24 protein-coding genes are annotated in these 21,403 nt (G+C 64.2%); 13 read left to right on the top strand and 11 right to left on the bottom strand.

Annotated features, from left to right (window positions below; genetic code table 11):
* Nucleotides 1–185: 185 nt before the first annotated feature.
* Nucleotides 186–761: a YceI family protein gene (locus Q7J44_RS02695; RefSeq protein WP_304876733.1), complete on the top strand. Its 576-nt coding sequence runs from the start codon at nt 186–188 to the stop codon at nt 759–761.
* Nucleotides 762–828: 67 nt separating this feature from the next.
* Here Q7J44_RS02695 and Q7J44_RS02700 read toward each other — a convergent pair whose 3' ends face one another.
* A complete protein-coding gene (locus Q7J44_RS02700) occupies nt 829–2,022 on the bottom strand; it encodes a cytochrome b/b6 domain-containing protein (RefSeq protein ID WP_304876735.1) in 1,194 nt (397 codons plus the stop codon).
* Nucleotides 2,023–2,177: 155 nt separating this feature from the next.
* Here Q7J44_RS02700 and fabD point away from each other — a divergent pair, with 155 nt between their 5' ends.
* The 3 genes from fabD to Q7J44_RS02715 all read left to right on the top strand — a co-directional run bounded on the left by fabD (nt 2,178) and on the right by Q7J44_RS02715 (nt 4,348).
* Nucleotides 2,178–3,107 carry an ACP S-malonyltransferase gene (fabD, locus tag Q7J44_RS02705; RefSeq protein ID WP_304876737.1) on the top strand — a complete coding sequence of 310 codons (930 nt, stop codon included), beginning with the start codon at nt 2,178–2,180 and terminating at the stop codon, nt 3,105–3,107.
* Between the two features lie 84 nt (nt 3,108–3,191).
* On the top strand, nt 3,192–3,929 hold the full coding sequence (gene fabG / locus Q7J44_RS02710) for a 3-oxoacyl-[acyl-carrier-protein] reductase (RefSeq protein WP_370692942.1): 738 nt from the start codon (nt 3,192–3,194) through the stop codon (nt 3,927–3,929).
* A gap of 185 nt (nt 3,930–4,114) precedes the next feature.
* Nucleotides 4,115–4,348, top strand: a complete 234-nt coding sequence (locus tag Q7J44_RS02715) for an acyl carrier protein (RefSeq protein ID WP_013067402.1) — start codon at nt 4,115–4,117, stop codon at nt 4,346–4,348.
* 174 nt (nt 4,349–4,522) lie between these two features.
* Here Q7J44_RS02715 and ssb read toward each other — a convergent pair whose 3' ends face one another.
* Complete coding sequence (gene ssb, locus Q7J44_RS02720) at nt 4,523–5,062, bottom strand: single-stranded DNA-binding protein (RefSeq protein ID WP_304876739.1); 540 nt, start codon at nt 5,060–5,062, stop codon at nt 4,523–4,525.
* A gap of 256 nt (nt 5,063–5,318) precedes the next feature.
* Between ssb and Q7J44_RS02725 the strand changes: the two genes are divergently transcribed.
* Complete coding sequence (locus Q7J44_RS02725; protein ID WP_304876740.1) at nt 5,319–5,930, top strand: lytic transglycosylase domain-containing protein; 612 nt, start codon at nt 5,319–5,321, stop codon at nt 5,928–5,930.
* 54 nt (nt 5,931–5,984) lie between these two features.
* Here Q7J44_RS02725 and Q7J44_RS02730 read toward each other — a convergent pair whose 3' ends face one another.
* The gene (locus tag Q7J44_RS02730; RefSeq protein ID WP_304876741.1) at nt 5,985–6,971 is read right to left on the bottom strand and encodes an aldo/keto reductase; all 987 of its coding nucleotides are present in this window, start codon (nt 6,969–6,971) and stop codon (nt 5,985–5,987) included.
* A gap of 114 nt (nt 6,972–7,085) precedes the next feature.
* Here Q7J44_RS02730 and ccmA point away from each other — a divergent pair, with 114 nt between their 5' ends.
* The 5 genes from ccmA to Q7J44_RS02755 are packed head-to-tail and all read left to right on the top strand — an operon-like array spanning nt 7,086 to nt 9,857.
* Nucleotides 7,086–7,709, top strand: a complete 624-nt coding sequence (gene ccmA / locus Q7J44_RS02735) for a heme ABC exporter ATP-binding protein CcmA (protein WP_304876742.1) — start codon at nt 7,086–7,088, stop codon at nt 7,707–7,709.
* Nucleotides 7,706–8,362, top strand: coding sequence for a heme exporter protein CcmB (gene ccmB, locus Q7J44_RS02740; protein WP_304876743.1), 657 nt, complete (start codon nt 7,706–7,708; stop codon nt 8,360–8,362). Before ccmA ends, ccmB begins: the two co-directional genes overlap by 4 nt.
* Nucleotides 8,363–8,417: 55 nt before the next feature.
* Entirely contained in the window at nt 8,418–9,149 is a 732-nt protein-coding gene (locus Q7J44_RS02745) for a heme ABC transporter permease (protein ID WP_304876745.1), read from the top strand.
* Nucleotides 9,146–9,319 carry a heme exporter protein CcmD gene (gene ccmD, locus Q7J44_RS02750; RefSeq protein ID WP_304876747.1) on the top strand — a complete coding sequence of 58 codons (174 nt, stop codon included), beginning with the start codon at nt 9,146–9,148 and terminating at the stop codon, nt 9,317–9,319. The genes Q7J44_RS02745 and ccmD overlap by 4 nt, the downstream gene beginning before the upstream one ends.
* Nucleotides 9,312–9,857 carry a DsbE family thiol:disulfide interchange protein gene (locus Q7J44_RS02755; RefSeq protein ID WP_304876749.1) on the top strand — a complete coding sequence of 182 codons (546 nt, stop codon included), beginning with the start codon at nt 9,312–9,314 and terminating at the stop codon, nt 9,855–9,857. The genes ccmD and Q7J44_RS02755 overlap by 8 nt, the downstream gene beginning before the upstream one ends.
* 313 nt (nt 9,858–10,170) lie before the next feature.
* Here Q7J44_RS02755 and acnA read toward each other — a convergent pair whose 3' ends face one another.
* Nucleotides 10,171–12,945: an aconitate hydratase AcnA gene (gene acnA, locus Q7J44_RS02760; protein ID WP_304876751.1), complete on the bottom strand. Its 2,775-nt coding sequence runs from the start codon at nt 12,943–12,945 to the stop codon at nt 10,171–10,173.
* A gap of 241 nt (nt 12,946–13,186) precedes the next feature.
* Between acnA and Q7J44_RS02765 the strand changes: the two genes are divergently transcribed.
* Nucleotides 13,187–13,891 (top strand): DUF1223 domain-containing protein, encoded by a 705-nt coding sequence (locus Q7J44_RS02765; RefSeq protein WP_370692943.1) that lies wholly within the window; start codon nt 13,187–13,189, stop codon nt 13,889–13,891.
* A gap of 3 nt (nt 13,892–13,894) precedes the next feature.
* On the opposite strand, the gene Q7J44_RS02770 is transcribed toward Q7J44_RS02765, so the two are convergent.
* The 5 genes from Q7J44_RS02770 to purB form a co-directional block, all read right to left on the bottom strand.
* Nucleotides 13,895–14,776 carry a lysophospholipid acyltransferase family protein gene (locus Q7J44_RS02770; RefSeq protein WP_304876755.1) on the bottom strand — a complete coding sequence of 294 codons (882 nt, stop codon included), beginning with the start codon at nt 14,774–14,776 and terminating at the stop codon, nt 13,895–13,897.
* 10 nt (nt 14,777–14,786) lie between these two features.
* Nucleotides 14,787–15,686, bottom strand: coding sequence for a DMT family transporter (locus Q7J44_RS02775; protein ID WP_304876757.1), 900 nt, complete (start codon nt 15,684–15,686; stop codon nt 14,787–14,789).
* Nucleotides 15,687–15,770: 84 nt separating this feature from the next.
* Complete coding sequence (locus tag Q7J44_RS02780; protein WP_304876759.1) at nt 15,771–16,853, bottom strand: flagellar motor switch protein FliG; 1,083 nt, start codon at nt 16,851–16,853, stop codon at nt 15,771–15,773.
* Between the two features lie 69 nt (nt 16,854–16,922).
* Nucleotides 16,923–17,084 carry a hypothetical protein gene (locus tag Q7J44_RS02785; RefSeq protein WP_304876760.1) on the bottom strand — a complete coding sequence of 54 codons (162 nt, stop codon included), beginning with the start codon at nt 17,082–17,084 and terminating at the stop codon, nt 16,923–16,925.
* Between the two features lie 108 nt (nt 17,085–17,192).
* Nucleotides 17,193–18,497: an adenylosuccinate lyase gene (purB, locus tag Q7J44_RS02790; protein WP_304876897.1), complete on the bottom strand. Its 1,305-nt coding sequence runs from the start codon at nt 18,495–18,497 to the stop codon at nt 17,193–17,195.
* Between the two features lie 78 nt (nt 18,498–18,575).
* Here purB and Q7J44_RS02795 point away from each other — a divergent pair, with 78 nt between their 5' ends.
* On the top strand, nt 18,576–18,899 hold the full coding sequence (locus tag Q7J44_RS02795; protein ID WP_304876762.1) for a hypothetical protein: 324 nt from the start codon (nt 18,576–18,578) through the stop codon (nt 18,897–18,899).
* Here Q7J44_RS02795 and Q7J44_RS02800 read toward each other — a convergent pair.
* Both Q7J44_RS02800 and Q7J44_RS02805 read right to left on the bottom strand, forming a co-directional pair.
* Nucleotides 18,894–19,337, bottom strand: a complete 444-nt coding sequence (locus Q7J44_RS02800) for a GNAT family N-acetyltransferase (protein WP_304876764.1) — start codon at nt 19,335–19,337, stop codon at nt 18,894–18,896. The genes Q7J44_RS02795 and Q7J44_RS02800 overlap by 6 nt on opposite strands.
* A 115-nt stretch (nt 19,338–19,452) precedes the next feature.
* The gene (locus Q7J44_RS02805; protein WP_304876766.1) at nt 19,453–20,823 is read right to left on the bottom strand and encodes a M20/M25/M40 family metallo-hydrolase; all 1,371 of its coding nucleotides are present in this window, start codon (nt 20,821–20,823) and stop codon (nt 19,453–19,455) included.
* Between the two features lie 136 nt (nt 20,824–20,959).
* Between Q7J44_RS02805 and Q7J44_RS02810 the strand changes: the two genes are divergently transcribed.
* The gene (locus tag Q7J44_RS02810; protein ID WP_304876768.1) at nt 20,960–21,373 is read left to right on the top strand and encodes a hypothetical protein; all 414 of its coding nucleotides are present in this window, start codon (nt 20,960–20,962) and stop codon (nt 21,371–21,373) included.
* The last annotated feature ends 30 nt before the right edge of the window (nt 21,374–21,403 follow it).

Consider the following 21,403-nt stretch of genomic DNA (forward strand, 5'->3'; position numbering starts at 1 on the left):
ATACAGATCGCCCCTGCGGATGCAAGCGCAGAGAGGGCGCGCTGTTTCTGTGCGCCACACGCAGCTGTTATGTGCGTTTTCGCACAATTTTTGTTCGCGTTCGGCGAATTGTGCAGGTGCAGCACGTAGGGCAGGGTCTTTGCCATACTGCGGGCCATGGTGGCCTGCCTGTCCGGAGAGATTTGATGACCCGTTTTGCCCCGCTTGCCCTGATTGCCGCGCTTGCCGCCGCCCCCGCCTTTGCCGAGGCCGAGAAATACACGGTTGACGCCAGCCACGCCCAGATCGTGTTCAGCTACAACCACCTTGGGTTTTCCACTGGCTACGGCATGTTTTCCGGCTATGAGGGCGAGATCATGTTTGATCAGGCCGAGCCTGCCGCGTCTTCGGTGACCGTGTCTTTCCCGGTGCGCTCGATGCTGACCGGCTGGGAAGCCCGGTTTGAGCATTTCATGTCGGCGGACTTCTTTGACGCCGCCGAGGATGAAATGGTCAGCTTTGCCTCGACCGGGATTGAAGTCACCGGCGAGACGACCGCGCTGATCACCGGCGATCTGACGCTGAACGGCGTGACCAAGCCGGTGGTGCTGGATGCGGTGCTCAATCAGGCCGGCGATCACCCGATGGAGGGCAAGCCATGGGCCGGGTTCTCTGCCACCACCACGCTGCTGCGGTCGGATTTCAACCTTGGTGCATTCGCACCGTTCATCAGCGATGAAGTGCAGGTTCAGATCTCGCTGGAGGCGATGAAGGCCGACTAAGCCTTTTGGTTCAGGGAATGGAAAAGGCCGCCGGAGCGATCCGGCGGCCTTTTTCTTTGTGCCGGGCTTACTGCCGGGTGGCGGTCAGGGCCACATCGACGGTGACACCAAAGCCGACCGAGGCCTCATCGGTATAGGTGGCCCCCATCCCGAAATCGCGGCGGTCGAGGGTGGTTTGGCCGGTCATTGTGGCGGTGTTGCCGTTGATATCAAGGGTGAAGGGCAGGGTGACGGGCACCTCTGCACCGCGCAGGGTAAGGGTGCCGCTGGCCTGATAGCCAGAGGCGGCGGGCAGGATATCGGCGATGAAGACGGCCTGCGGAAAAGCGGTCACGTCGAAGAAATCGGCAGATCTGGCCTGCTGGGTTACGGAGCCGAGGGTCAGCGACCCGGTGTCGATGCTGACGGTGACGCTGCCCTGCGTGCCGTTGGTGGCCGCCTCATCAAAGGTGATGTCGGCGGTCCATGCCGCAAAGCTGCCGCTGACCTGCTGGCCCATCTGGGTGACGCTGATGCCCAGCGTGCCGTCGCTGACCTGCCAGTTTCCGGCGGCGGGGGCGGGTTGGGCAGCGGTAAGGCTCTGCGTCACCGGCTCGCCCCGCGGCAGGGCGGCGACGGCGGCACCGAGGCCGAACAGCGCGACCGCCGCCATCACTGGCAGCGCAGAGCGCCGTGCCGGAACCGGCAAAGCAGGCGCGTTGATGCCGCGCGTCATCCGGCGCAGCGTGTCGTCGCGGTCGATGACATGATGTTTGAGTGCGCCCGCGATGTGCAGCAGGATCGAGGCGATCATCAGCTTGGTGAACACCCAATGCGCGGCCCCTGCGGTGGCCGCGACCGCTTCGGATTGCGGCACAAACGGCAGGCTCTGGCCAAAGGGCCACCAGATCGGCGCAAAGCCGGTGACGGCGGCGTGATGCACCCAGCCGGTCAGCGGTACGGCGACGAGAGAGATATAGAGCATCCAGTGCACCAGCCGGGCCAGCCAAAGCTCCAACCGCCGTTCGGGATGCAGCGGCACCGGGTGGGTTTCAAAAAGCGTCCAGAGGATGCGGCCAAGCGCCACGAAAAACACCACAACGCCAAGGGTTTTGTGCACTGAGAACACCTGCGCCTTGAGCGCCAGTTGCTGCGCGGTGTCATAGGGCAGGCGGTTGGCGACCAGCCCCAGCGGAATGGCGATCAGGATCAGCGCGGCGGTGGCCCAGTGGAACAGGCGCGCGATGCGCCCGTAAGAGCGCTGCGAATTGCGGGCGGACATGGGGGACTTCTCCGGGTTATGGTCTGGCGGCAGGGTAGCGGTTTTCACCCATAAGCGCAGTCTGTGCCGCTGCACAGGCCCTGTGCAAACGGCGCGGTGATTGCGCTGGCGGCAGGGGCGCGGTATCTGGGGGCAGACATCAGACGGGAGGCACTATGGGCCGCGCATTCGTATTTCCGGGTCAGGGGGCCCAAACCATCGGCATGGGCCGCGCCCTCGCCGAAGCCTATCCGGCAGCAAAGGCCGTGTTTGACGAGGTGGATGACGCTTTGGGCGAGGCCCTGTCAACGCTGATCTGGGAGGGCGACATCGCCGATCTGACCCTGACGCAGAATGCGCAGCCCGCGCTGATGGCGACATCGATCGCCGCGTTGCGCGCGATGGAGGCCGAAGGCTTTGGCATGGCGCAGGCCGATTTCGTGGCGGGGCATTCGTTGGGCGAGTATTCGGCGCTGTGTGCCGCCGGGGCCCTGACCCTGTCGGACACCGCGCGGCTGCTGCGTATCCGGGGCGCTGCCATGCAAGAGGCGGTGCCGGTCGGTGTCGGCGCGATGGCAGCGATTCTGGGCCTGGATTTCGAGACCGTGGTGCATATCGCGGCTGAAGCGGCAGGGGATGAGGTGTGTCAGGCCGCCAATGACAATGATCCGGCGCAGGTGGTGATTTCCGGCCACAAGGACGCGGTGGACCGTGCCATGGTGCTGGCGAAAGAGCGCGGCGCCAAGCGCGCCCTGCTGCTGCCGGTCTCGGCCCCGTTTCATTGCGCGCTGATGGCCCCCGCCGCCCATGTGATGGCCGAGGCGTTCGCGGCGGTGGTGATCAGCAAACCCGTCTGCCCGGTGGTGGTGAACGTGCGTGCCGAAGCGATAGAGGAACCCGACCGCTTTCGCGACCTCTTGATCGCGCAGGTGACGGGTGCCGTGCGCTGGCGCGAGAGCATGCAGTGGATGGAACGCGCCGGAGTGACAGAGTTCTGGGAGATCGGGGCCGGCAAGGCGCTGTCGGGCATGATCAAGCGGATCGTGCCGGGGGCAGAGGTGCGGGCGATTGGTGTGCCTGCGGACGTGCTGGCGCTGAAAGGCTGAAGGTTGTGCCCGGGGCTGACCCCGGGGGCTGTCTGCCCCCGGACCCCCGAGGATATTTTTGAACAGATAAAAAGGGGTAGGGTCATGTTTGATCTGACCGGGAAAAAGGCACTGGTAACGGGTGCGTCGGGCGGGATAGGCGCAGAGATTGCGCGGGTTCTGCATGGCGCGGGGGCGACTGTCGCGCTGTCGGGCACGCGGGTGGACCCGCTGGAGGCGCTTGCGGCGGAACTGGGCGAGCGGGCGCATGTGCTGGCCTGCAACCTGTCGGAGGTGGCCGAGGTCGAAGGGCTGGTCAAGCGCGCAGGCGAGGCGATGGGATCGGTCGATGTGCTGGTCAACAACGCCGGGATCACCCGCGACGGGCTGATGATGCGGATGTCGGATGACGACTGGCAGTCGGTGATCGACGTCAACATGACCGCGACCTTCCGGCTGTGCCGGGCGGCGGTGCGCGGCATGATGAAGGCGCGCTGGGGGCGCATTGTGAACATCAGCTCGGTCGTCGGCACCACCGGCAATGCGGGGCAGGTGAACTATGCCGCCTCCAAGGCCGGGATGGTGGGGATGTCGAAATCGCTGGCGGCAGAGGTGGCCAGCCGGGGAATCACGGTGAACTGTGTGGCGCCGGGGTTCATCGAGACCGCGATGACCGAAAAGCTGAATGATACGCAGCGCGGGGCGATTCTGGCCGGTGTGCCGGCCGGGCGCATGGGCACAGCGCCCGAAATTGCGGCGGCCGTGCTGTATCTTGCCTCTGCAGAGGCCGGATATGTGACCGGCGCTGTCTTGCATGTGAATGGCGGGATGGCCATGATATGACGTGCCCGGGCACCACGCCGGGCACGCTTTCGTGAAAGCGTTTGCCTAAGCGTGCTGCCCTTGCTATAGGCGCGCTGGAAATCACTGGCGGTGCCGGTGTCGTCGCCCCGTTGCGATGGAATCGCCCCGCAAGGGGTAAGGACAAGAGACGGGAAATCCTCCCGCTGGATATAAGAGGAAGTGACATGAGCGACATCGCTGACCGCGTGAAGAAGATCGTCGTTGAGCATCTGGGCGTCGAAGAGGACAAGGTCACCGAGACCGCCTCTTTCATCGACGATCTGGGCGCGGACTCGCTCGACACTGTCGAACTGGTCATGGCGTTTGAGGAAGAATTCGGGATCGAAATCCCCGATGACGCCGCCGAGACCATCCAGACCTTTGGCGATGCTGTGAAATTCATCACCGAAGCGGCCTGATCTTCGGATCACGGCACCTGCTTACGGAACGGGCACCCCTTTGGGGGTGCCTTTTTCGTCTGGGGGGGCGGTGGTTGACGGGCTGGCGTTGGCAACGGATCAGCCCGCGGGACGCGCATGAAAAAGGCCCCGTGTCCGTCTGGACCGGGGCCTTTTGCTGCGCTGACCGTCCGATCAGAACGGGATTTCGTCGTCGAGGTCAGAGCGCCCGCCAGAGGGTGCGCGGTCGCCGCCGCGCGACCCGCCACCCGAGCTGCCACCCGCCCCACCACCGGACGGCGCGCTGCCGTAATCGTCATAGCCGCCACGGTCATCATAGCCGCCTTGCGCGCCGCCGCCACCGCCCGTGCCGCCGCCTTCACCACGGCCGCCCAGCAGGGTCAGCTCTCCGCGGAACTGGCGCAGCACGATTTCGGTGGTGTAGCGGTCGGCACCCGACTGGTCCTGCCATTTGCGGGTTTCCAGCTGGCCTTCGATATAAACGGTCGAGCCTTTGCGCAGATACTGTTCGGCAATCTTGGCAAGGTTTTCGTTGAAGATCGCGACCGAATGCCATTCGGTGCGCTCTTTACGCTCACCCGTCTGCTTGTCGCGCCAGTTTTCCGATGTGGCGATGCGCAGGTTCACCACCTTGCCGCCATTGGCAAAGCTGCGCACCTCGGGGTCGCGGCCCAGATTGCCGACGATGATGACCTTGTTGACCGAGCCTGCCATGGAATCCCTCCGCTATGGGTCTGCCCCGGCGCTGTGCCGGGGCTTTGATCGACCGGAGCATCCCCGGTCTTGGTTAAGGAAAAATCTATAGCGACCGGAGGGCGGCGCTGCAATGCGGGGGCGGGGTTTGCGCGGCAAAACCCGGCAGCAAAAAACCGCCGATCAGGGTTTGCGCGCCATCGCCCGCATCTGGGCACTGGAACGGGGCGGGAAAATCCCTATAGTCGCCGGGTCTGAGGCAACCCGGAATGAACTCATGAAGCTGAACGCGACCGCCCTGTCTGCCGCCCTGGTCCTTGCCCTGTCTGGCCTGGCCCCCGCTGTGGCGCAGGCCGAACCGCTGAGCCTTTCGGGATCGTCGAAGAACCGGGCCTCACTGTTCAGCTCGCAGACAAAACTGCTCGATGGCCGGTTGGCCAAGCAATATGAGGCGTCGGTACGGCTGACGCCGAAGGGCAAGGCCGGGGCGGCAGAGGCAACCACCGCACCCCGCTATGCCGGGCGGTACAAGGGCGAATATCTGGCGGTGGCCCGCACGATGGCAAGCAAACACGGGATTCCCGAAGACCTGTTCCTGCGGCTGGTGCAGCAGGAATCGGGCTGGAACCCCGGTGCGGTGTCGCACAAGGGGGCCACGGGTCTGGCGCAGCTGATGCCGGGGACGGCGCAGAAACTGGGGGTAGATATCCATGATCCGCACCAGAATCTTGAGGGCGGGGCGCGATATCTGAAGATGATGTATCAGAAATTCGGCAGCTGGCGGCTGGCGCTTGCCGCCTATAACGCCGGGCCGGGGGCGGTGGAAAAGCACAATGGCATTCCGCCCTTCCCTGAGACGGTGAATTATGTGAAGGCGATTCTGGGCTGAACGGGCCGTATCGCGGGTCTGGGGGCGGCGCAGCGGATGCGCCGCCCTTTTGCATTACCACAGATGCGCGACGTGGGGGGCGATCAGGCGGTCATAGACCGCGCGCGCGGCCTGCATCTGGTTGTCGGTCAGCGCGGGCAGGTTGGCGGCGGCCGCATTGGCCTGCGCCTGTGCCGGGGTTCTGGCCCCCGGTATCACCACGGTGACCGCCCGCTCCATCATGATCCAGCGCAGGGCAAAGGCGGCCATCGGGGTGCCTTGCGGCACCAAGGGGCGCAAAGCCTCCACCGCTTCCAGCGCCACGTCGAAGGGCACGCCGCTGAAGGTCTCGCCCTTGTCGAACGCCTCGCCGTTGCGGTTGAAGGCGCGGTGGTCGTCGGCGGCGAACTGGCTGTCCGCAGTCATCTTGCCGGTCAAGAGGCCAGAGGCCAGCGGCACACGGGCGATGACGGCGACATTCTTCGCGCGGGCCTCGGCAAAGAACGCCTCTGCCGGTTTCATGCGGAACAGGTTGTAGATGATCTGCACCGAGACCACGCCGGGGTGCTGAATGGCGGTGCGGGCTTCCTCGACCGTTTCGACCGAGACGCCGTAATTGGCGATCTTGCCCTTGGCCTTGATGCCATCGAGCGCCGCGAACATGTCCGGGTTGGAATAGACTGGCGTTGGCGGGCAGTGCAGTTGCACCAGATCGAGGCAGTCGAGCTTCAGGTTTTTCAGGCTGCGGTCGATGAACGCCTCAATCGCGGGGCCGGTGTAGCCTTGCGCCGTGTGCGGGTTCAGGCGGCGACCGGCCTTGGTGGCGACAAAGGGGCGGTCGCCGCCGCGTTCGGCCAGCACCTCGGCGATGATCTGTTCGCTGCGCCCGTCGCCATAGACATCGGCGGTGTCGATAAAGGTCATCCCGGCATCAAGCGCGGCGTTCAGGGTGGCTTTTGCATCCTCCCACGTCACCTCACCCCAGGTGCCGCCGATGGCCCAGGCGCCAAATCCGATCGGGGTGGTGTTGCGGCCGGTGCGGCCAAAGGGGTGGGTCTGCATGGTATCCTCCGCTGTGTTTGCGCCAAGCTATGCGTGCGGGCACCGGAATGCCATGGTGCCGCAGGCGGTCACGGGGTCTTTTCGCGCGTGATGGCTTGGGATAGGGCTGGAGCCATGGACCTTGTGGTGGACAATCTGGCGGTGGCGCGCGGCGGGCTGACGGTGCTGGAGGGCGTGAGCTTTTCGGTGGCACCCGGTCAGGCGCTGATTTTGCGCGGGCCGAACGGGGTGGGCAAGACCACGCTGCTGCGCACGCTGGCCGGATTGCAGCCAAGCGTGGCGGGCACGGTGAGTGCGCCGCCCGAAAGCCTGACCTACGCCGCCCATGCCGACGGGCTGAAAGCGGTGCTGAGCGTGGAGGAAAACCTGCAGTTCTGGGCCGCGATCCACGGTGTTGGCGGGGTTCAGGACGCGATGGCGCAGATGAACCTGTGGGACTTGCGCGCGCGCCGGGCGGCCAACCTGTCAGCCGGGCAAAAGCGGCGGCTGGGGCTGGCGCGGCTGCTGGTGACGGGGCGGGCGATCTGGGTGCTGGACGAGCCGACGGTCTCGCTCGACGTGGCGAGCGTCGCGCTGTTTGCAGGGGTGGTGCGGGGGCATCTGGGCGGCGGCGGCATGGTGCTGATTGCCACCCATATCGATCTGGGGCTGACCGAGGCTGCGGTGCTGGACCTCGGGCCGTTCAAGGCCAGGGCTCCGGTCGTGACCGGCGGCGGCTTTGACGAGGCGTTTACATGACCGCCCTGCTGATCCGCGATCTGCGGCTGGCGTTCCGCGCCGGGGGCGGCTTTGGGCTGGGGCTGGCGTTTTTCCTGCTGGTGGCGGTGCTGGTGCCATTGGGCGTGGGGCCGGAACCGGCAACTCTGGCGAAAATTGCGCCCGGAATCTTGTGGGTGGGCGCGTTGCTGGCGTGCCTGCTCTCGCTTGACCGGATCTTTGCGCTGGATTTCGAGGATGGGTCGCTGGACCTGCTGGCCACCTCTCCGATTCCACTGGAAGGGGTGGTGGCCATCAAGGCGCTGGCGCATTGGCTGGTGACCGGCCTGCCGCTGACGCTCTGCGCGCCGGTGCTGGGGGTGTTGTTGAACCTGGCCGAACCGGGCTATCTGTGGCTGGTGGTCAGCTTAGCTGCGGGCACGCCGGCGCTGTCGGTGATCGGGGCCTTTGGTGCGGCGCTGACGGTGGGGATCAAACGCGGTGGCTTGCTGCTGTCGCTGCTGGTGCTGCCGCTGTATGTGCCGACGCTGATCTTTGGCGCGGAAGTGGTAAAGCGCGGGGCGACCGGGGCCGGGGCGCAGGTGCCGCTGCTGCTGCTGGCAGGGATCACCGCAGGCGCGGTGGCGCTGCTGCCGTTTGCGGCTGCGGCGGCGCTGCGCGTCAATCTGCGCTGATGTTTTGACAGGAGTGTGACTTGAGACGCTATACAAGAGAGGGTAGGGCAGGCTGATGTCGCTCTGGGAATATGCCAATCCGAAACGGTTCATGCAGGTATCGCGCCGGGTTTTGCCCGTGGCGGTCGGGCTTGCCGTGGTCGGTCTGCTGGTCGGGCTGATCTGGGGGTTTTTCTTTACGCCGGATGATTTCCGTCAAGGATCGACCGTGAAGATCATCTTCCTGCATGTGCCGACCGCGATGATGGCAATCAATGCCTGGGTGATGATGCTGGTGGCCAGCCTGATCTGGCTGATCCGGCGCCATCATGTCAGCGCATTGGCGGCCAAGGCGGCGGCCCCGGTCGGGCTGACCTTTACCGTGATCGCGCTGGTGACCGGCGCGCTGTGGGGCCAGCCGATGTGGGGCACCTGGTGGGCCTGGGACCCGCGGCTGACCGCGTTTCTGATCCTGGCGCTGTTCTACCTTGGCTATATCGCGCTGTGGCAGGCGGTGGATGACCCCGACACTGCCGCCGATCTGACGGCGGTGCTGTGCATGGTGGGGTCGGTGTTTGCCCTGCTGTCGCGCTATGCGGTGAAGTTCTGGAATCAGGGGCTGCATCAGGATTCGACGATCCTGAAGGTGGGCGAGACCGACCCGATCGATGTCGCCTATTATGTGCCGCTGGTGGTGAGCATTGTGGGCTTTGTGCTGCTGTTCGTGGCGCTGGTGCTGATCCGCACCCGGACCGAGATTCGCGCGCGCCGCCTGTCGGCGCTGCTGGCACGGGAGCGGTTGGCATGATCCCCGATCTGGGCCGCTATGCGGTGGCGGTTTTGTCGTCCTATGGCGTGTCGCTGCTGTTGCTGGCGGCGCTGGTGGCGCTGACCCTCTGGCAGGGGCGGCGGGTCAAGCGGCAGCTGGATGAGGTCGAGGCGCGGCAGGCGAAAGGACAGGGGAAAACCGATGGCTAGATGGTTGATGGCCTTGCCGCCGCTGATCTTTGCCGGGCTGGCCGGGGCGTTTTACGTGGGGATGATCCAGAAAAACCCCAATGACATGCCGACCGCGTTTCAGGATCGCGCCGCCCCGGTGGTGCCTGCGACCGGGCTGGCGGGTGTGGCACTGCTGACCGATGCCGATCTGCGCACGGGCCAGGTGACGGTGGTGAATTTCTTTGCCACCTGGTGCCCGCCCTGCCGGGCCGAGCATCCGGTGCTGCTGCAGATGGCGGCCGATGGGGTGCGGGTGGCGGGCATCAACATCATGGACAATGACGCCAAGGCGATTGCCTATCTGGCCGAGGACGGCAACCCGTTTTTTGCCGTCGCCACCGACCCGCAGGGCCGCAACCGGGTGGAATGGGGTGTGACCGCCCCGCCCGAGACGTTCATCCTGCGCGGCGATGGCACGGTGGCGATGCGCTTTATCGGGCCGCTGATCGGCACGGATTACGAAAACCGCTTCGTGCCCGCGTTGGCCGAAGCCCTGGCGGCGCAAGCGGCGGGCTGAGGCCCGCCGCTTACTCCAACAGCATCAGGCCCAGAAGGGCAAACACCATCAGCTCCCCCCACGGCAGACGCCCGGCACTGCCGGACAGTCGATCCTTGGGCGCGTGACGTGGCGCGATCGGGGGGGAGCGGGAGGGCATGGTCAGAAACTCGCACAACTCGTTACAAAACAACTAAAGGTTGCCGGAAGAGTCTGAACAAGAAGTTAAAGAAACCGTTCAAAGGTTAGTATTTGCTGCACTGCGACAAAAATGCCCGGACCATGCGGTCCGGGCATTTCAATCTGTATGGCAGGCGGCTTAAGCCGGCCCTGATCAGGCCTTTGCCAGATCGCGCAGCACGTAGTGCAGCACGCCACCGTGTTCGACGTATTCAATCTCGATCTCGGTGTCGATGCGGCACTTGATCTGGATGGTTTTCTCGGTGCCATCGGCATATTTGATCGTGCAGGGCACCAGGCTCAGCGGTTTCAGATCGCCGTCGAGGCCGTGGATGCTGACAACCTCATCGCCGGTCAGGTTCAGCGATTTGCGGGTCATCCCTTCGGTGAATTCGAACGGGATCACGCCCATGCCGACGAGGTTGGAGCGGTGGATACGCTCGAATGATTCCGCGATCACCGCTTTCACACCCAACAGCGCCGTGCCCTTGGCCGCCCAGTCACGCGACGACCCTGCGCCGTATTCGATGCCGCCAAAGATCACCAGCGGGGTGCCGGCTTCCTGATAGGCCATCGAGGCATCGTAGATGCTGGTCTGTGCGCCATCGGGGCCCTTGGTGTAGCCGCCTTCAACCCCATCCAGCATCTCGTTCTTGATGCGGATGTTGGCGAAAGTGCCGCGCATCATCACCTCGTGGTTGCCGCGACGCGAGCCGTAGGAGTTGAACTCGGATTGCGGAACCTGACGCTCTGTCAGGTACTTACCAGCGGGGGTTGATCCTTTGAACGACCCGGCAGGCGAGATGTGGTCGGTGGTGATCATATCGCCCAACAGAGCCAGAACGCGGGCGCCGTCGATGTTCGAAATCACGCCCGGCGTTTTGGACATGCCTTTGAAATAGGGCGGGTTCTGGATGTAGGTCGATGAGGTCGGCCAGTCATAGGTTTCCGAATCGGTGACCTCGACCGCCTGCCACTTTTCATCGCCCTTGAAGACATCGGCGTATTTCTTCTGGAACGCCTCACGCGTGACGACCGCATGCACGATGTCGGCGATTTCCTTGTTGGTGGGCCAGATGTCTTTCAGATACACCGGCTTGCCGTCTTTGCTGGTGCCGAGCGGCTCAGAGGTCAGGTCGATGTTCATGTCCCCGGCCAGCGCATAGGCCACCACCAGCGGCGGTGAGGCCAGATAGTTCGCGCGCACGTCGGGGCTGATCCGGCCTTCAAAGTTGCGGTTGCCCGACAGGACGGACGTGGCGACCAGATCGCCTTCGTTGATCGCCTTGGAGATTTCGGGTGCCAGCGGGCCGGAGTTGCCGATGCAGGTGGTGCAGCCATAGCCGACAAGGTTGAAGCCAACCGCATCCAGATCTTCCTGCAAGCCAGCGGCGTTCAGGTATTCCGACACGACCTGCGATCCGGGGGCGAGCGAGGTTTTCACCCAAGGCTTGCGGTTCAGACCCAGCGCGCGGGCCTTGCGCGCCACCAGACCGGCACCGATCAGCACGTAAGGGTTGGAGGTGTTGGTGCAGGACGTGATCGAGGCGATCACGACCGAGCCATCGCGCAGGATGTAGTCCTGCCCGTCAACCTTGGCGGTCGACATGCCCAGATGATCGCCCGGAATGTCCTCCGCCGCCGGGGCAGGCGCGCCGCCTTCGGCGGTCATCTCGGCCTTTTCCATTTTGGGCACCGCAGGCGCCTTGCGCATACCGCGGATATATTCGCCGAACGCGGTCGAGGCAGAGGTCAGCGGCAGGTAATCCTGCGGGCGTTTCGGGCCGGAAATGGCCGGAACGATGGTGCCCATGTCGAGTTCCAGCGTGCTGGTGTAGATCGGGCTGTAATCCGGCCCGCGCCACATGCCGTTGGCCTTCGCATAGGCTTCGACCAGATCAATCCGCGATTCCTCACGCCCGGTCTGACGCAGATAGCGCAGGGTTTCGTCGTCGATCGGGAAGAAGCCGCAGGTGGCACCGTATTCGGGGGCCATGTTGGCAATGGTGGCACGGTCGGCCAGCGGCAGGCGGTCCAGCCCGTCGCCGTAGAATTCAACGAATTTGCTGACCACGCCGTGTTTGCGCAGCATCTGCACGACCTTGAGCACCAGATCGGTGGCGGTGGTGCCTTCCATCATCTGGCCGGTCAGCTTGAAGCCGACCACTTCGGGGATCAGCATGGAGACCGGCTGGCCCAGCATCGCGGCCTCGGCCTCGATCCCGCCCACGCCCCAGCCCAGAACGGCAAGGCCGTTGACCATGGTGGTATGCGAGTCGGTGCCGACCAGCGTATCGGGATAGGCAACCATGTTGCCGTGCTGGTCGGTGTCGGTCCAGACCGTTTGCGCCAGATATTCCAGGTTCACCTGATGGCAGATGCCGGTGCCCGGCGGCACCACGCGGAAGTTGTTGAACGCGTTCTGACCCCATTTCAGGAAGACATAGCGTTCCATATTGCGTTCGTATTCGCGGTCCACGTTGGCCTGAAACGCGCGCGGGGTGCCGAATTCGTCGATCATCACCGAATGGTCGATGACCAGATCGACTGGGTTCAGCGGGTTGATCTTTTGCGCATCGCCGCCCAGGCCAAGGATGCCGTCACGCATCGCCGCAAGGTCGACCACGGCGGGCACGCCGGTGAAATCCTGCATCAGCACGCGGGCGGGGCGATAGGCAATCTCTCGCGGGTTCTGGCCGCCCAGTTTGCCCCAGTCGGAAAACGCCTTGATGTCATCGACCGAGACGGTCTTGCCGTCCTCGAACCGCAGCATGTTTTCCAACACCACTTTCAGCGCGGCGGGAAGTTTCGAAAATTCACCCAAGCCCGCGGCTTCCGCTGCGGGGATCGAATAATAGCTGACGGTCTGGCCGCCTGCGGTCAGGGTCTTGCGGGTGTTCTGGCTGTCATGTCCGACGGTGACGGTCATTTTGGGCCTCTTGGCTATGGGATCGGGAATGGCTTAAGGTCGTGTCCGGCGGGTTGAGCCGGGGAATCGCTGGCTTTGTATACAATTGTATGCCAATAATCCAGTGCTCCTTTCAGTCAACTTAAGTGCATCTTGGCACGACAGAACGGTGATGGGAATTGATCTTGCCCTCGCAAAACCTTGATTGGCGGCGCGCAGGTCCTGTCTGTAGAACGAAAGGGCACATTTGGGGATGACAGACGTGACGATGCGGATTTTGGTCAGCGCGACTTTCGGGCTCTGGATGGGTATTGCCGGTGCCGCACAGGCGCAGACCTCGCCGGTTCTGGTCGAGCTTTATACGTCGCAGGGCTGTTCGTCCTGCCCCCCTGCCGATGAATTCATGGAGGAGCTGGTCAAAAGCCCCGATGTCATCGCGCTGTCTTTGCATGTGGATTACTGGGATTATATCGGCTGGCGCGATACTTTTGCCAGCCCGGCCTTTACCCAGCGGCAGAAAGCCTATGCCAAGGCCGTGCGCAGCCGGATGATTTATACGCCGCAGATGATCGTCGGGGGTCTCGACCGGGTAGAGGGCAATGATCCTGTGCAGGTGGCTGAAGCGATCCGCCGGCATCAGGCGCAGGTCAGCCCGGTGCGGCTGACGCTCACGCGCAATGGTGATCAGATCGTCATCCGCGCCGAGGCCGATCCGCCCCTGACCAAACCCGCCCGCATTCAGGTGATCCGCTATCTGCCCGAAGCCACTGTGGCCATCGGCCGGGGCGAGAATGAGGGGCGCGAAGTGACCTATACCAACATCGTCACCGACTGGCAGTCGGTGGCCGACTGGCCCGGCCTTGCCCCGTTCGAGATGACGGCAGAGGTGACGGGCACCGATCCGGTGGTGGTGGTGGTGCAGACCGTGGGCCCGGCAGATGTGCTGGCGACGGCGCAGGTCAAGTAGCGCTTACGGCTTCCAGCGCCGGTGAATCCAGAACCACTGCTCGGGGTATTGCCGGATCAGCCGTTCCAGATTGTCATTCAGCGCCTGCGTCATGATTTCCGGCGTGGAATGCGGGATCGGCGGATCGACGATGATCTGGAACGACAACCCGTCCGGCTGGCGGATCGCATAGGTCGGGATCAGCACCGCGTTGTATTTCAGCGCCATATCGGCAGCAGACAGCGCGGTCAGCGCCTCTTGCCCGAAAAAGGTCAGCTTGACACCCTTGTGCATGCGCTGATCGGGCAGGATGCCCAGCATGCCGCCGCCGCGCAGATGTTTCAGCATCTGCCCCATCCCCGCCCGCCCGCGTTCAAAGATCGGCTGGCCGATGGTGCCGATGGCCCGCACGTAATGCTCGTTGAACCACGGGTTCGACATCGGACGATAGAGCGCGCCAAGGCTGTAGCCGCGCGCGATGAGGGCGGCACGCACCGCATCGTAATTGCCGAAATGCCCGGTGGCGAGGATCACCGGCTGCTGCGCGTCATGCGCCGCCTGCAGGGCCGCGACACCATCGCCGGTCAGCGGCAATTGCGTGGTGCGGGCGATGAATTCGGCCCCCGAGTAGATTTCAATCACCGTGCGGCCGATGTTTTCCGGCACGCGGGCGACCATGCGGTCAATCTGGTCGGCGGGCAGATCGGGCAGGGTCAGCGCCAGATTGTCGCGAATACGCTGTGGCCAGCCGGCAAGCGGAGCTATGACCCGCGCCATGACCCAGCCGCACAGCGGCACGCGCCAGCGGTAGGGCAGGGCCAGCAGCAGCCCGATCACCGCGCGGATGGCGCGGTCGGTCAGCCATTGGCCCCAGGTTCCATTCTTATGCGCGTTGGTGTCGGTCATCCGGTCCGTTTTACTGGCTTTTGGATGCGCCATGCACCCGGGTCTCGCGGTGCCAGACATAAAGACCCGCCGCCACGATCACAAGCGCACCGATGATGGTGGGCATATCCGGCACCTCGCCATACAGGATATAGCCCCATCCGGTGGCGAAAATCAGCCCGGCATAGGCAAAGGGCGCGACACTGCCCGCCTGTGCAATGGTGAATGACCGGATCAGGAACAGGTTGGCCATGGTACCAAGTGCCCCGATCAGCGCAAACAGCGGCCAGTCGGCCATCGGCACCGGGACCCAGACAAAGGGCAGCGTGACACTGGTGGCGGCCATGCCGAACAGCGCACCCAGGATAAGCGGCGTCCACGCGGTTTCCTGCGGGCCAAGGTGGCGGGTCAGCAGCGCGCTGACGGCATAGAACACCGCAGCCGCCAGCGGCAGCAGGGCGGCGGGGGTGAACACCGACAACCCGGGGCGGATGATGATCAACGCGCCGATCAGTGCCGCCACCACCCCCGCAATCCGGCGCGGGCCAAGCCGTTCGCCCAAAAACAGCGCAGCCCCCAGCGTGATCAGCACCGGGTTCAGATCCCCCAGCGCCGTCGCCTCGGCCAGCCCGATATAGGGCAGGGCCGAGAAAAAGCAGCCAATCGCGCCCAGCTGACACGCCGCGCGGATCAGGTGCAGCACCGGCCAGCGGGTGCGCAGCATGGCGGGCAGACGCGGGCCCAACAGCACCGATATGATCAGCACCTGCCCGGCAAAGCGCGCCCAGATCACCTGTGGCACCGGATAGCGCGCGATCAGCCCCTTGGCCACGGCATCCATCGCGGCAAAGCAAAAGATTGCCAGCACCATCAACAGGATGCCGCTTTTGGTGTCCTTGACGGTGGGAAGAGCGATCGGGGGCAGGGTCATGCAGCGTCCTTTTGCGGCGGACGCTATCCTGCTGCCGGGGGCTTCACAAGGCCGTGCCCTGTGCCGTGCCCTTTGCTGCCCCCGTCAATCCTCATCCCGGTTCATGACAATCTCACCGGCCCCTTCGAGCTGGCGGATGGTGGTGACGATGCTGGTCATCGCGTCTTCGGCGTCCTTGTCCTTGACCTTGCCACGGGTGGCCATTTCGTCGCGGATCGACTGCGCCAGCCGCTGCGAGATGTTGGCCAGAATGAATTCCACCGCAGCGGCCTGCTGGGCCTGCGTTTGTGCGGCGGTGAGGGCGGTCACCAGAACCGGCAGGTCGATCATGCGCACGATCTTGGGGATATCGCGGGGCATGATGCGGGCAGGGATATGACCGAAGGTGAAAATCGCCTTGCGTACCTGTTCGGCAAAGGCGGCATCTTCGGCATCCAGTCCGAGCAGCACATCATCACGCGTGGCCGAGGTCGAGATGTTCAGGATTGCCCCCACCCGTTCCACCGGGCCGGCGTCAAAGGCGCGGGCGGGCTGGGCATCCAGCTGGGTCGCCAGCGAATGGCCGATCCGGCGCACGGTTTCGGGGCTGACACTGCCGGTCATGGAAACTGCATAGGCCACGCGGCGCGCCTTGTCGCCCGGCAACCGGCCCAGCAGTTCGGCGGCCTTCGGCACCGGCAGTTTGGACAGCATGACGGCGGCAACCTCCACGCTTTCCGCCTCCAGCACCGGCAGGATGCGGTCTGCGGGCAGGGTGGTCAGCCGTTCCCACGGGTCGCCCTTGCCCAAGGCGCCCGCCAGACGGCGCAGGCGGCTGGCGGCGGTGGCGCTGATATGGCCGTCCATCATGGTCAGCGCGCCATCAATGCCGCCGGGGAAAGACAGCCCCACCTCTTCCAGCTCGGCCAGGAACTCTTCGACCACCTGCGACAGGGTGTTGCGGTCAACCAGACGCATCTGGCCGATCTGTTCGGTCAGCGCCGCCTGCATGTGGTCGGGCAGGGCGGTGACTGGCATCGACCCGCCCTCGGCCAGCATCAGGCGTACAATGATTGCCGCCTTTTCACGCGGCGTCGGCGCGCGCCGTTCGCCCAGACTGCCGCCAAAAGACACTGCGCGCTGCACCGGAGTGATGCGCGCCAAGGCGTGGCCAAAATCATCCGACATCCGATTCCCCGTTCTGGTGGTCCTGCACACAGGCTGCCAGTCCGGGGTTAAGGAGGCATTACGGCCAGATCAGGTGGTGGGGGTCAGCGTGCATTCGCCCTTGGCCTGATCCCAGCTCATGCCGTCCTTGCACGACGACGCGGTGATCTCTTTGTGGCCCGAGCAATAGGCCATCGACACGGACGGCAGCAGCATGAGCGCGATGACGGCGGCGGTGAGTTTGGTGTTCATCAGTCGTCCTTCCCATGGTGAATTGAGTGCAATTCAAGGGTAGCACGGACTCTGGCATATCAAGGCCGGATTCCGGCAGGGCGCATCGCCCCGCCGGTCACGCTTTCGTTATGCGCCGAAAACCCGGGCAAAGATCGTGTCGACATGCTTGGTGTGATAGCCAAGGTCGAACTTTTCCTCGATCTGCGCCGGGGAAAGCGCCGCCAGCACCTCGGCATCGGCCAGCAATTCCGTTTTGAAATCAGCGCCTTGTTCCCAGACCTTCATGGCGTTTCTTTGCACCAGACGGTAGCTGTCTTCGCGTGACACGCCGGCCTGCGTCAGCGCCAGCAGCACCCGCTGGCTCATCACCAATCCGCGGAACTTGTTCATGTTCCGCATCATGTTTTCCGGGTAAACCACCAGTTTTTCAACCACATTTGCCAAACGGTGCAGGGCGAAATCCAGCGTGATCGTGGCATCCGGGCCAATCGCGCGTTCCACGCTCGAATGGCTGATATCACGCTCATGCCACAGCGCCACATTTTCCATCGCCGGCACCACCGCCATGCGGACCAGCCGCGCAAGGCCGGTCAGGTTTTCGGTCAGCACCGGATTGCGCTTGTGCGGCATCGCCGAGCTGCCCTTCTGGCCGGGGCTGAAGAACTCTTCCGCCTCCAGCACTTCGGTGCGCTGCATGTGGCGGAATTCGGTGGCGATGTTTTCAATGCTGCTGGCGATCACGCCAAGGGTGGCAAAGAACATCGCATGGCGGTCGCGCGGGATGACCTGGGTGGAAATCGGTTCCGGCGTCAGGCCCAATTGCGCGCAGACATGCTCTTCCACCCGCGGGTCGATGTTGGCAAAAGTGCCGACAGCGCCGGAAATCGCCCCCGTCGCCACTTCGGCGCGGGCATTGACCAGCCGCGCCCGGCCACGCGCCATTTCGGCATAGAACCGGGCGAAGGTCAGGCCCATCGTGGTCGGCTCGGCATGGATGCCATGGCTGCGGCCGATGCGCACGGTGTCCTTATGCTCAAACGCGCGCGTCTTCAGCGCGGCCAGAACCCGGTCCATCCCGGCCAACAAAAGGTCCGCCGCCCGCACCAGCTGCACGTTCAGCGTGGTGTCCAGCACGTCGGAACTGGTCATGCCCTGATGCACGAAACGCGCATCATCGGCACCGATATGCTCGGCCAGATGGGTCAGGAAGGCGATGACGTCATGCTTGGTCACCGCTTCGATCTCGTCGATCCGGGCGACGTCGAATTCCACATCGCGGGCCTTCCAGACCGCTTGCGCATTGGCCTTCGGGATCACCCCCAGCTCTGCCATGGCGTCGCAGGCATGGGCCTCGATCTCGAACCAGATGCGGAATTTCGTGGCCGGCGACCACAGGGCAACCATCTCGGGGCGGGAATAACGCGGGATCATCACGAACCTATCATTGGAAAGGGGGTGCGCGGCCCCCTTAGACTGCGGGCGTGCTTGACGCAAGGCAAAGGGGACCGGATGCGGGAATTGATGGTGATCCTGACGCTTTGGCCGGGGGTGGCGCTGGCCGAGGGGTGGCAGCAACTGACCGGCGGCCAGATTGCCGATGCGCTGACCTCACGCGTCGTGGTGTTCCCGGACGGGGTGGCGCAGTATTTCCTTGAAGACGGCCGCACGGTCCGGGCCGGGGGCTGGGGCGAATGGCGGGTGGACGGCGATCTGTATTGCGAGATCTGGTCCGGCAAACGCCCGATCTGCGCGCAGGTCGACAGTGACGGGCCGGGCCTGCGCTTCCGCGAAGACTCCGGCTTTACACGCGCCGGCCAGTACGGTGATTTATAGGGCCACGCGATAGCGGATGTGGCCGTCTTCCTGACAGTAGGTATCATACAGCCGCCGCGCCGCCGTGTTGTCGCGGTGGGTGTGCCAATACAGCCGGTGCCAGCCCTGCGCGCGGCCAAGCGCGATCAGATCCTCGATCAGTGCCCGGCCCACACCTTGCCCGCGCGCATCAGCCGTTACGAACAGATCTTCCAGATAGACATCGTCCGCAATCACCCAGGTGGAACAATGGGCATGGTGAATGGCAAACCCGCGCAATGCGGCCCCGTCAAACGCAAGACGACACTGCATCCGGTGGCCCGGGTCCAGACAGCGCGCCCATGTCGATGCTGTAATGTCTTCGGGCAGCGTGACGTCATAGAATGTCAGATAATCCTGCCACAACCCGCGCCAGGCTGTTTCATCACGTGCCTCCGCGCTTCGAATGAAAATGCTCACGGCCCGTCCTTCATCTTGATAAAAATACTCTCGGGGGTAGCCAATTGGTTTCGCCATTGGTCCGAGAAACCAATTGGCTGGGGGGGCAGCAAGCCCCCCGGCCTGTCCGCAAACGCTACGCCAGCCGGTCCAGCACCCGCGCCCAGGACCGGATGCCTTTGTGAAACGACTCCAGATCGTATTTCTCATTCGGGCTGTGGATCAGATCGTCATCGCGGCCAAAGCCGATCAGCATGGCATCCATATCCAGATAGGTCTTGAAATACCCCGCAATCGGGATTGACCCACCGCAGCCGACAAAGGCCGCCGGTTTGCCCCATTCATCCGACAGCGCCGCCCGTGCGGCATCAAAGGCCGGGGCCTCGACCGACATCACGCCGGCGGGGCTGTTGCCATGGCCGTGGAACTCGGCGCGGCAATCGGGGGGTAACTGATCCTGCACCCAGGCGCGGAAATTGTCGCGCAGCGCGTCGGGGTCTTGCCCTGCCACCAGACGGAACGAGACTTTCGCATGGGCCTGCGCCGGCAGCACGGTCTTGAACCCGTCGCCGGTATAGCCGCCCCAGATGCCGTTCACCTCTGCCGTCGGGCGCGACCACAGCATTTCCAAGGGCGTGCGGTCCTGTTCACCCGCCGGGACCGACAGCCCGACATCGCCGAGGAATTTCGCATGGTCAAAAGACAGGGCCTGCCATTGCGCGCGGATCGCGTCGGGCAGTTCCTGCACGCCGTCGTAGAAATGCGGCACCGTGATGCGGCCCTGATCGTCATGCAGATTGCCAAGGATGCGCGACAGCACCCGGATCGGGTTGATCGCGGCCCCGCCATACATGCCCGAATGCAGATCCTTGTCGGGGCCGTGGATGGTGATCTCTTCCCCCAGCAGCCCGCGCAGCATGGTCACGATCGCGGGGGTGGTGTCTTCAAACATGCCGGTGTCGCAGATCAGGGCGATGTCGGCTTTCAGCTCAGTGGCGTTCTCCTGCATGAACGGGATCAGGCTGGGCGAGCTGGATTCCTCTTCGCCTTCGAGAAAGATCGTCAACCTGCCGGGAAGGGTGCCATGCACCGCTTTCCACGCGCGGCACGCCTCAAGGAACGTCATCAACTGGCCCTTGTCATCCGCCGATCCGCGCCCGCGGATCACCCGGCCCTTGGCGGTGTCCTGCACCTGCGGATCAAACGGATCGCGGTCCCACAGATGCAGCGGATCAACGGGCTGCACATCGTAATGGCCGTAGAACAACAGATGTTTGTCCCCGGTGCCGCCATGCGCCACCACCATCGGATGCCCCGGCGTCGGGCGGCTGGAGGCGTCGAAGCCGAGCGTCTTCAGCTCCTCCACCAGCCAGTCGGCGGCGCGGGCGCAATCGGCCTTGTAGGCCGGGTCGGTCGAGATGGAGGGGATGCGCAGCAGATCAAGCAGCCGGTCAAGCGACTGGTCCAGATCGGCATCGATACGGGCAAGGACTGTGTCCAGAGACATGATTTCTTTCGCTTCTCTACAACAAAGTGAACGGATGACCGACGTTAACAGGATGCAAGCCACTGTCCAGAGCTGCGGGCTTGGGTTACATCGCGGCGGGGGACAGAAAGCAATGCCGGACGGCACAGGAGGATACATGGGCAAGTCACAGATGATGAAAGCGGGCGTTCTGGCGGCGCTGATCGCCGCAACCGGCAGTTTTGCTGCGGCGCAGACCGTGCCGGTAGAGGCCGGGGTGAATGCCGGATCGGCGGTCAGCCTGCATCTGCACCCGTTTCTGACGGCGGAAGAACTGGCCACGCTGCGGCTGGTGGCGACGAATGATCAGGCGCTGTCGCTGTTCGTGACCAGCCGCACCGGCCATGCGGCCCTTGCCATCTCGCCGCAGGACGGGTTTGTGCGCGACGGATCACCCGTGCCGTCGGCCGTGGCCCTGGGGGATCTGCCCGATGCGGCGGCCGCGCGCACTGCCGCACTTGCCGCCTGTGATCAGGCCCGCAAAGGGCAGATGCCCTGCGTCGTGGTTCTGGAAGTGGCACCTGCCCAGTGATTTCGGCGTGATGCAGACCCCGCCGGGCGG

This window comes from Pseudotabrizicola sp., assembly GCF_030656345.1.
Lineage (GTDB): Bacteria > Pseudomonadota > Alphaproteobacteria > Rhodobacterales > Rhodobacteraceae > Pseudotabrizicola.

Bases quoted from the DNA above. Each gene is read 5' to 3' on its own strand.
- Q7J44_RS02715 (WP_013067402.1), top strand. From the start codon at position 4,115: ATGAGCGACATCGCTGACCGCGTGAAGAAGATCGTCGTTGAGCATCTG.
- Q7J44_RS02795 (WP_304876762.1), top strand. From the start codon at position 18,576: ATGCGGGAATTGATGGTGATCCTGACGCTTTGGCCGGGGGTGGCGCTG.
- Q7J44_RS02745 (WP_304876745.1), top strand. From the start codon at position 8,418: ATGTCGCTCTGGGAATATGCCAATCCGAAACGGTTCATGCAGGTATCG.
- Q7J44_RS02755 (WP_304876749.1), top strand. From the start codon at position 9,312: ATGGCTAGATGGTTGATGGCCTTGCCGCCGCTGATCTTTGCCGGGCTG.
- ccmB (WP_304876743.1), top strand. From the start codon at position 7,706: ATGACCGCCCTGCTGATCCGCGATCTGCGGCTGGCGTTCCGCGCCGGG.
- ssb (WP_304876739.1), bottom strand. From the start codon at position 5,062: ATGGCAGGCTCGGTCAACAAGGTCATCATCGTCGGCAATCTGGGCCGC.
- Q7J44_RS02810 (WP_304876768.1), top strand. From the start codon at position 20,960: ATGGGCAAGTCACAGATGATGAAAGCGGGCGTTCTGGCGGCGCTGATC.
- Q7J44_RS02780 (WP_304876759.1), bottom strand. From the start codon at position 16,853: ATGTCGGATGATTTTGGCCACGCCTTGGCGCGCATCACTCCGGTGCAG.
- Q7J44_RS02805 (WP_304876766.1), bottom strand. From the start codon at position 20,823: ATGTCTCTGGACACAGTCCTTGCCCGTATCGATGCCGATCTGGACCAG.
- fabG (WP_370692942.1), top strand. From the start codon at position 3,192: ATGTTTGATCTGACCGGGAAAAAGGCACTGGTAACGGGTGCGTCGGGC.
- ccmA (WP_304876742.1), top strand. From the start codon at position 7,086: ATGGACCTTGTGGTGGACAATCTGGCGGTGGCGCGCGGCGGGCTGACG.
- Q7J44_RS02695 (WP_304876733.1), top strand. From the start codon at position 186: ATGACCCGTTTTGCCCCGCTTGCCCTGATTGCCGCGCTTGCCGCCGCC.
- purB (WP_304876897.1), bottom strand. From the start codon at position 18,497: ATGATCCCGCGTTATTCCCGCCCCGAGATGGTTGCCCTGTGGTCGCCG.
- Q7J44_RS02785 (WP_304876760.1), bottom strand. From the start codon at position 17,084: ATGAACACCAAACTCACCGCCGCCGTCATCGCGCTCATGCTGCTGCCG.
- Q7J44_RS02770 (WP_304876755.1), bottom strand. From the start codon at position 14,776: ATGACCGACACCAACGCGCATAAGAATGGAACCTGGGGCCAATGGCTG.
- Q7J44_RS02725 (WP_304876740.1), top strand. From the start codon at position 5,319: ATGAAGCTGAACGCGACCGCCCTGTCTGCCGCCCTGGTCCTTGCCCTG.
- acnA (WP_304876751.1), bottom strand. From the start codon at position 12,945: ATGACCGTCACCGTCGGACATGACAGCCAGAACACCCGCAAGACCCTG.
- ccmD (WP_304876747.1), top strand. From the start codon at position 9,146: ATGATCCCCGATCTGGGCCGCTATGCGGTGGCGGTTTTGTCGTCCTAT.
- Q7J44_RS02775 (WP_304876757.1), bottom strand. From the start codon at position 15,686: ATGACCCTGCCCCCGATCGCTCTTCCCACCGTCAAGGACACCAAAAGC.
- Q7J44_RS02730 (WP_304876741.1), bottom strand. From the start codon at position 6,971: ATGCAGACCCACCCCTTTGGCCGCACCGGCCGCAACACCACCCCGATC.
- fabD (WP_304876737.1), top strand. From the start codon at position 2,178: ATGGGCCGCGCATTCGTATTTCCGGGTCAGGGGGCCCAAACCATCGGC.
- Q7J44_RS02700 (WP_304876735.1), bottom strand. From the start codon at position 2,022: ATGTCCGCCCGCAATTCGCAGCGCTCTTACGGGCGCATCGCGCGCCTG.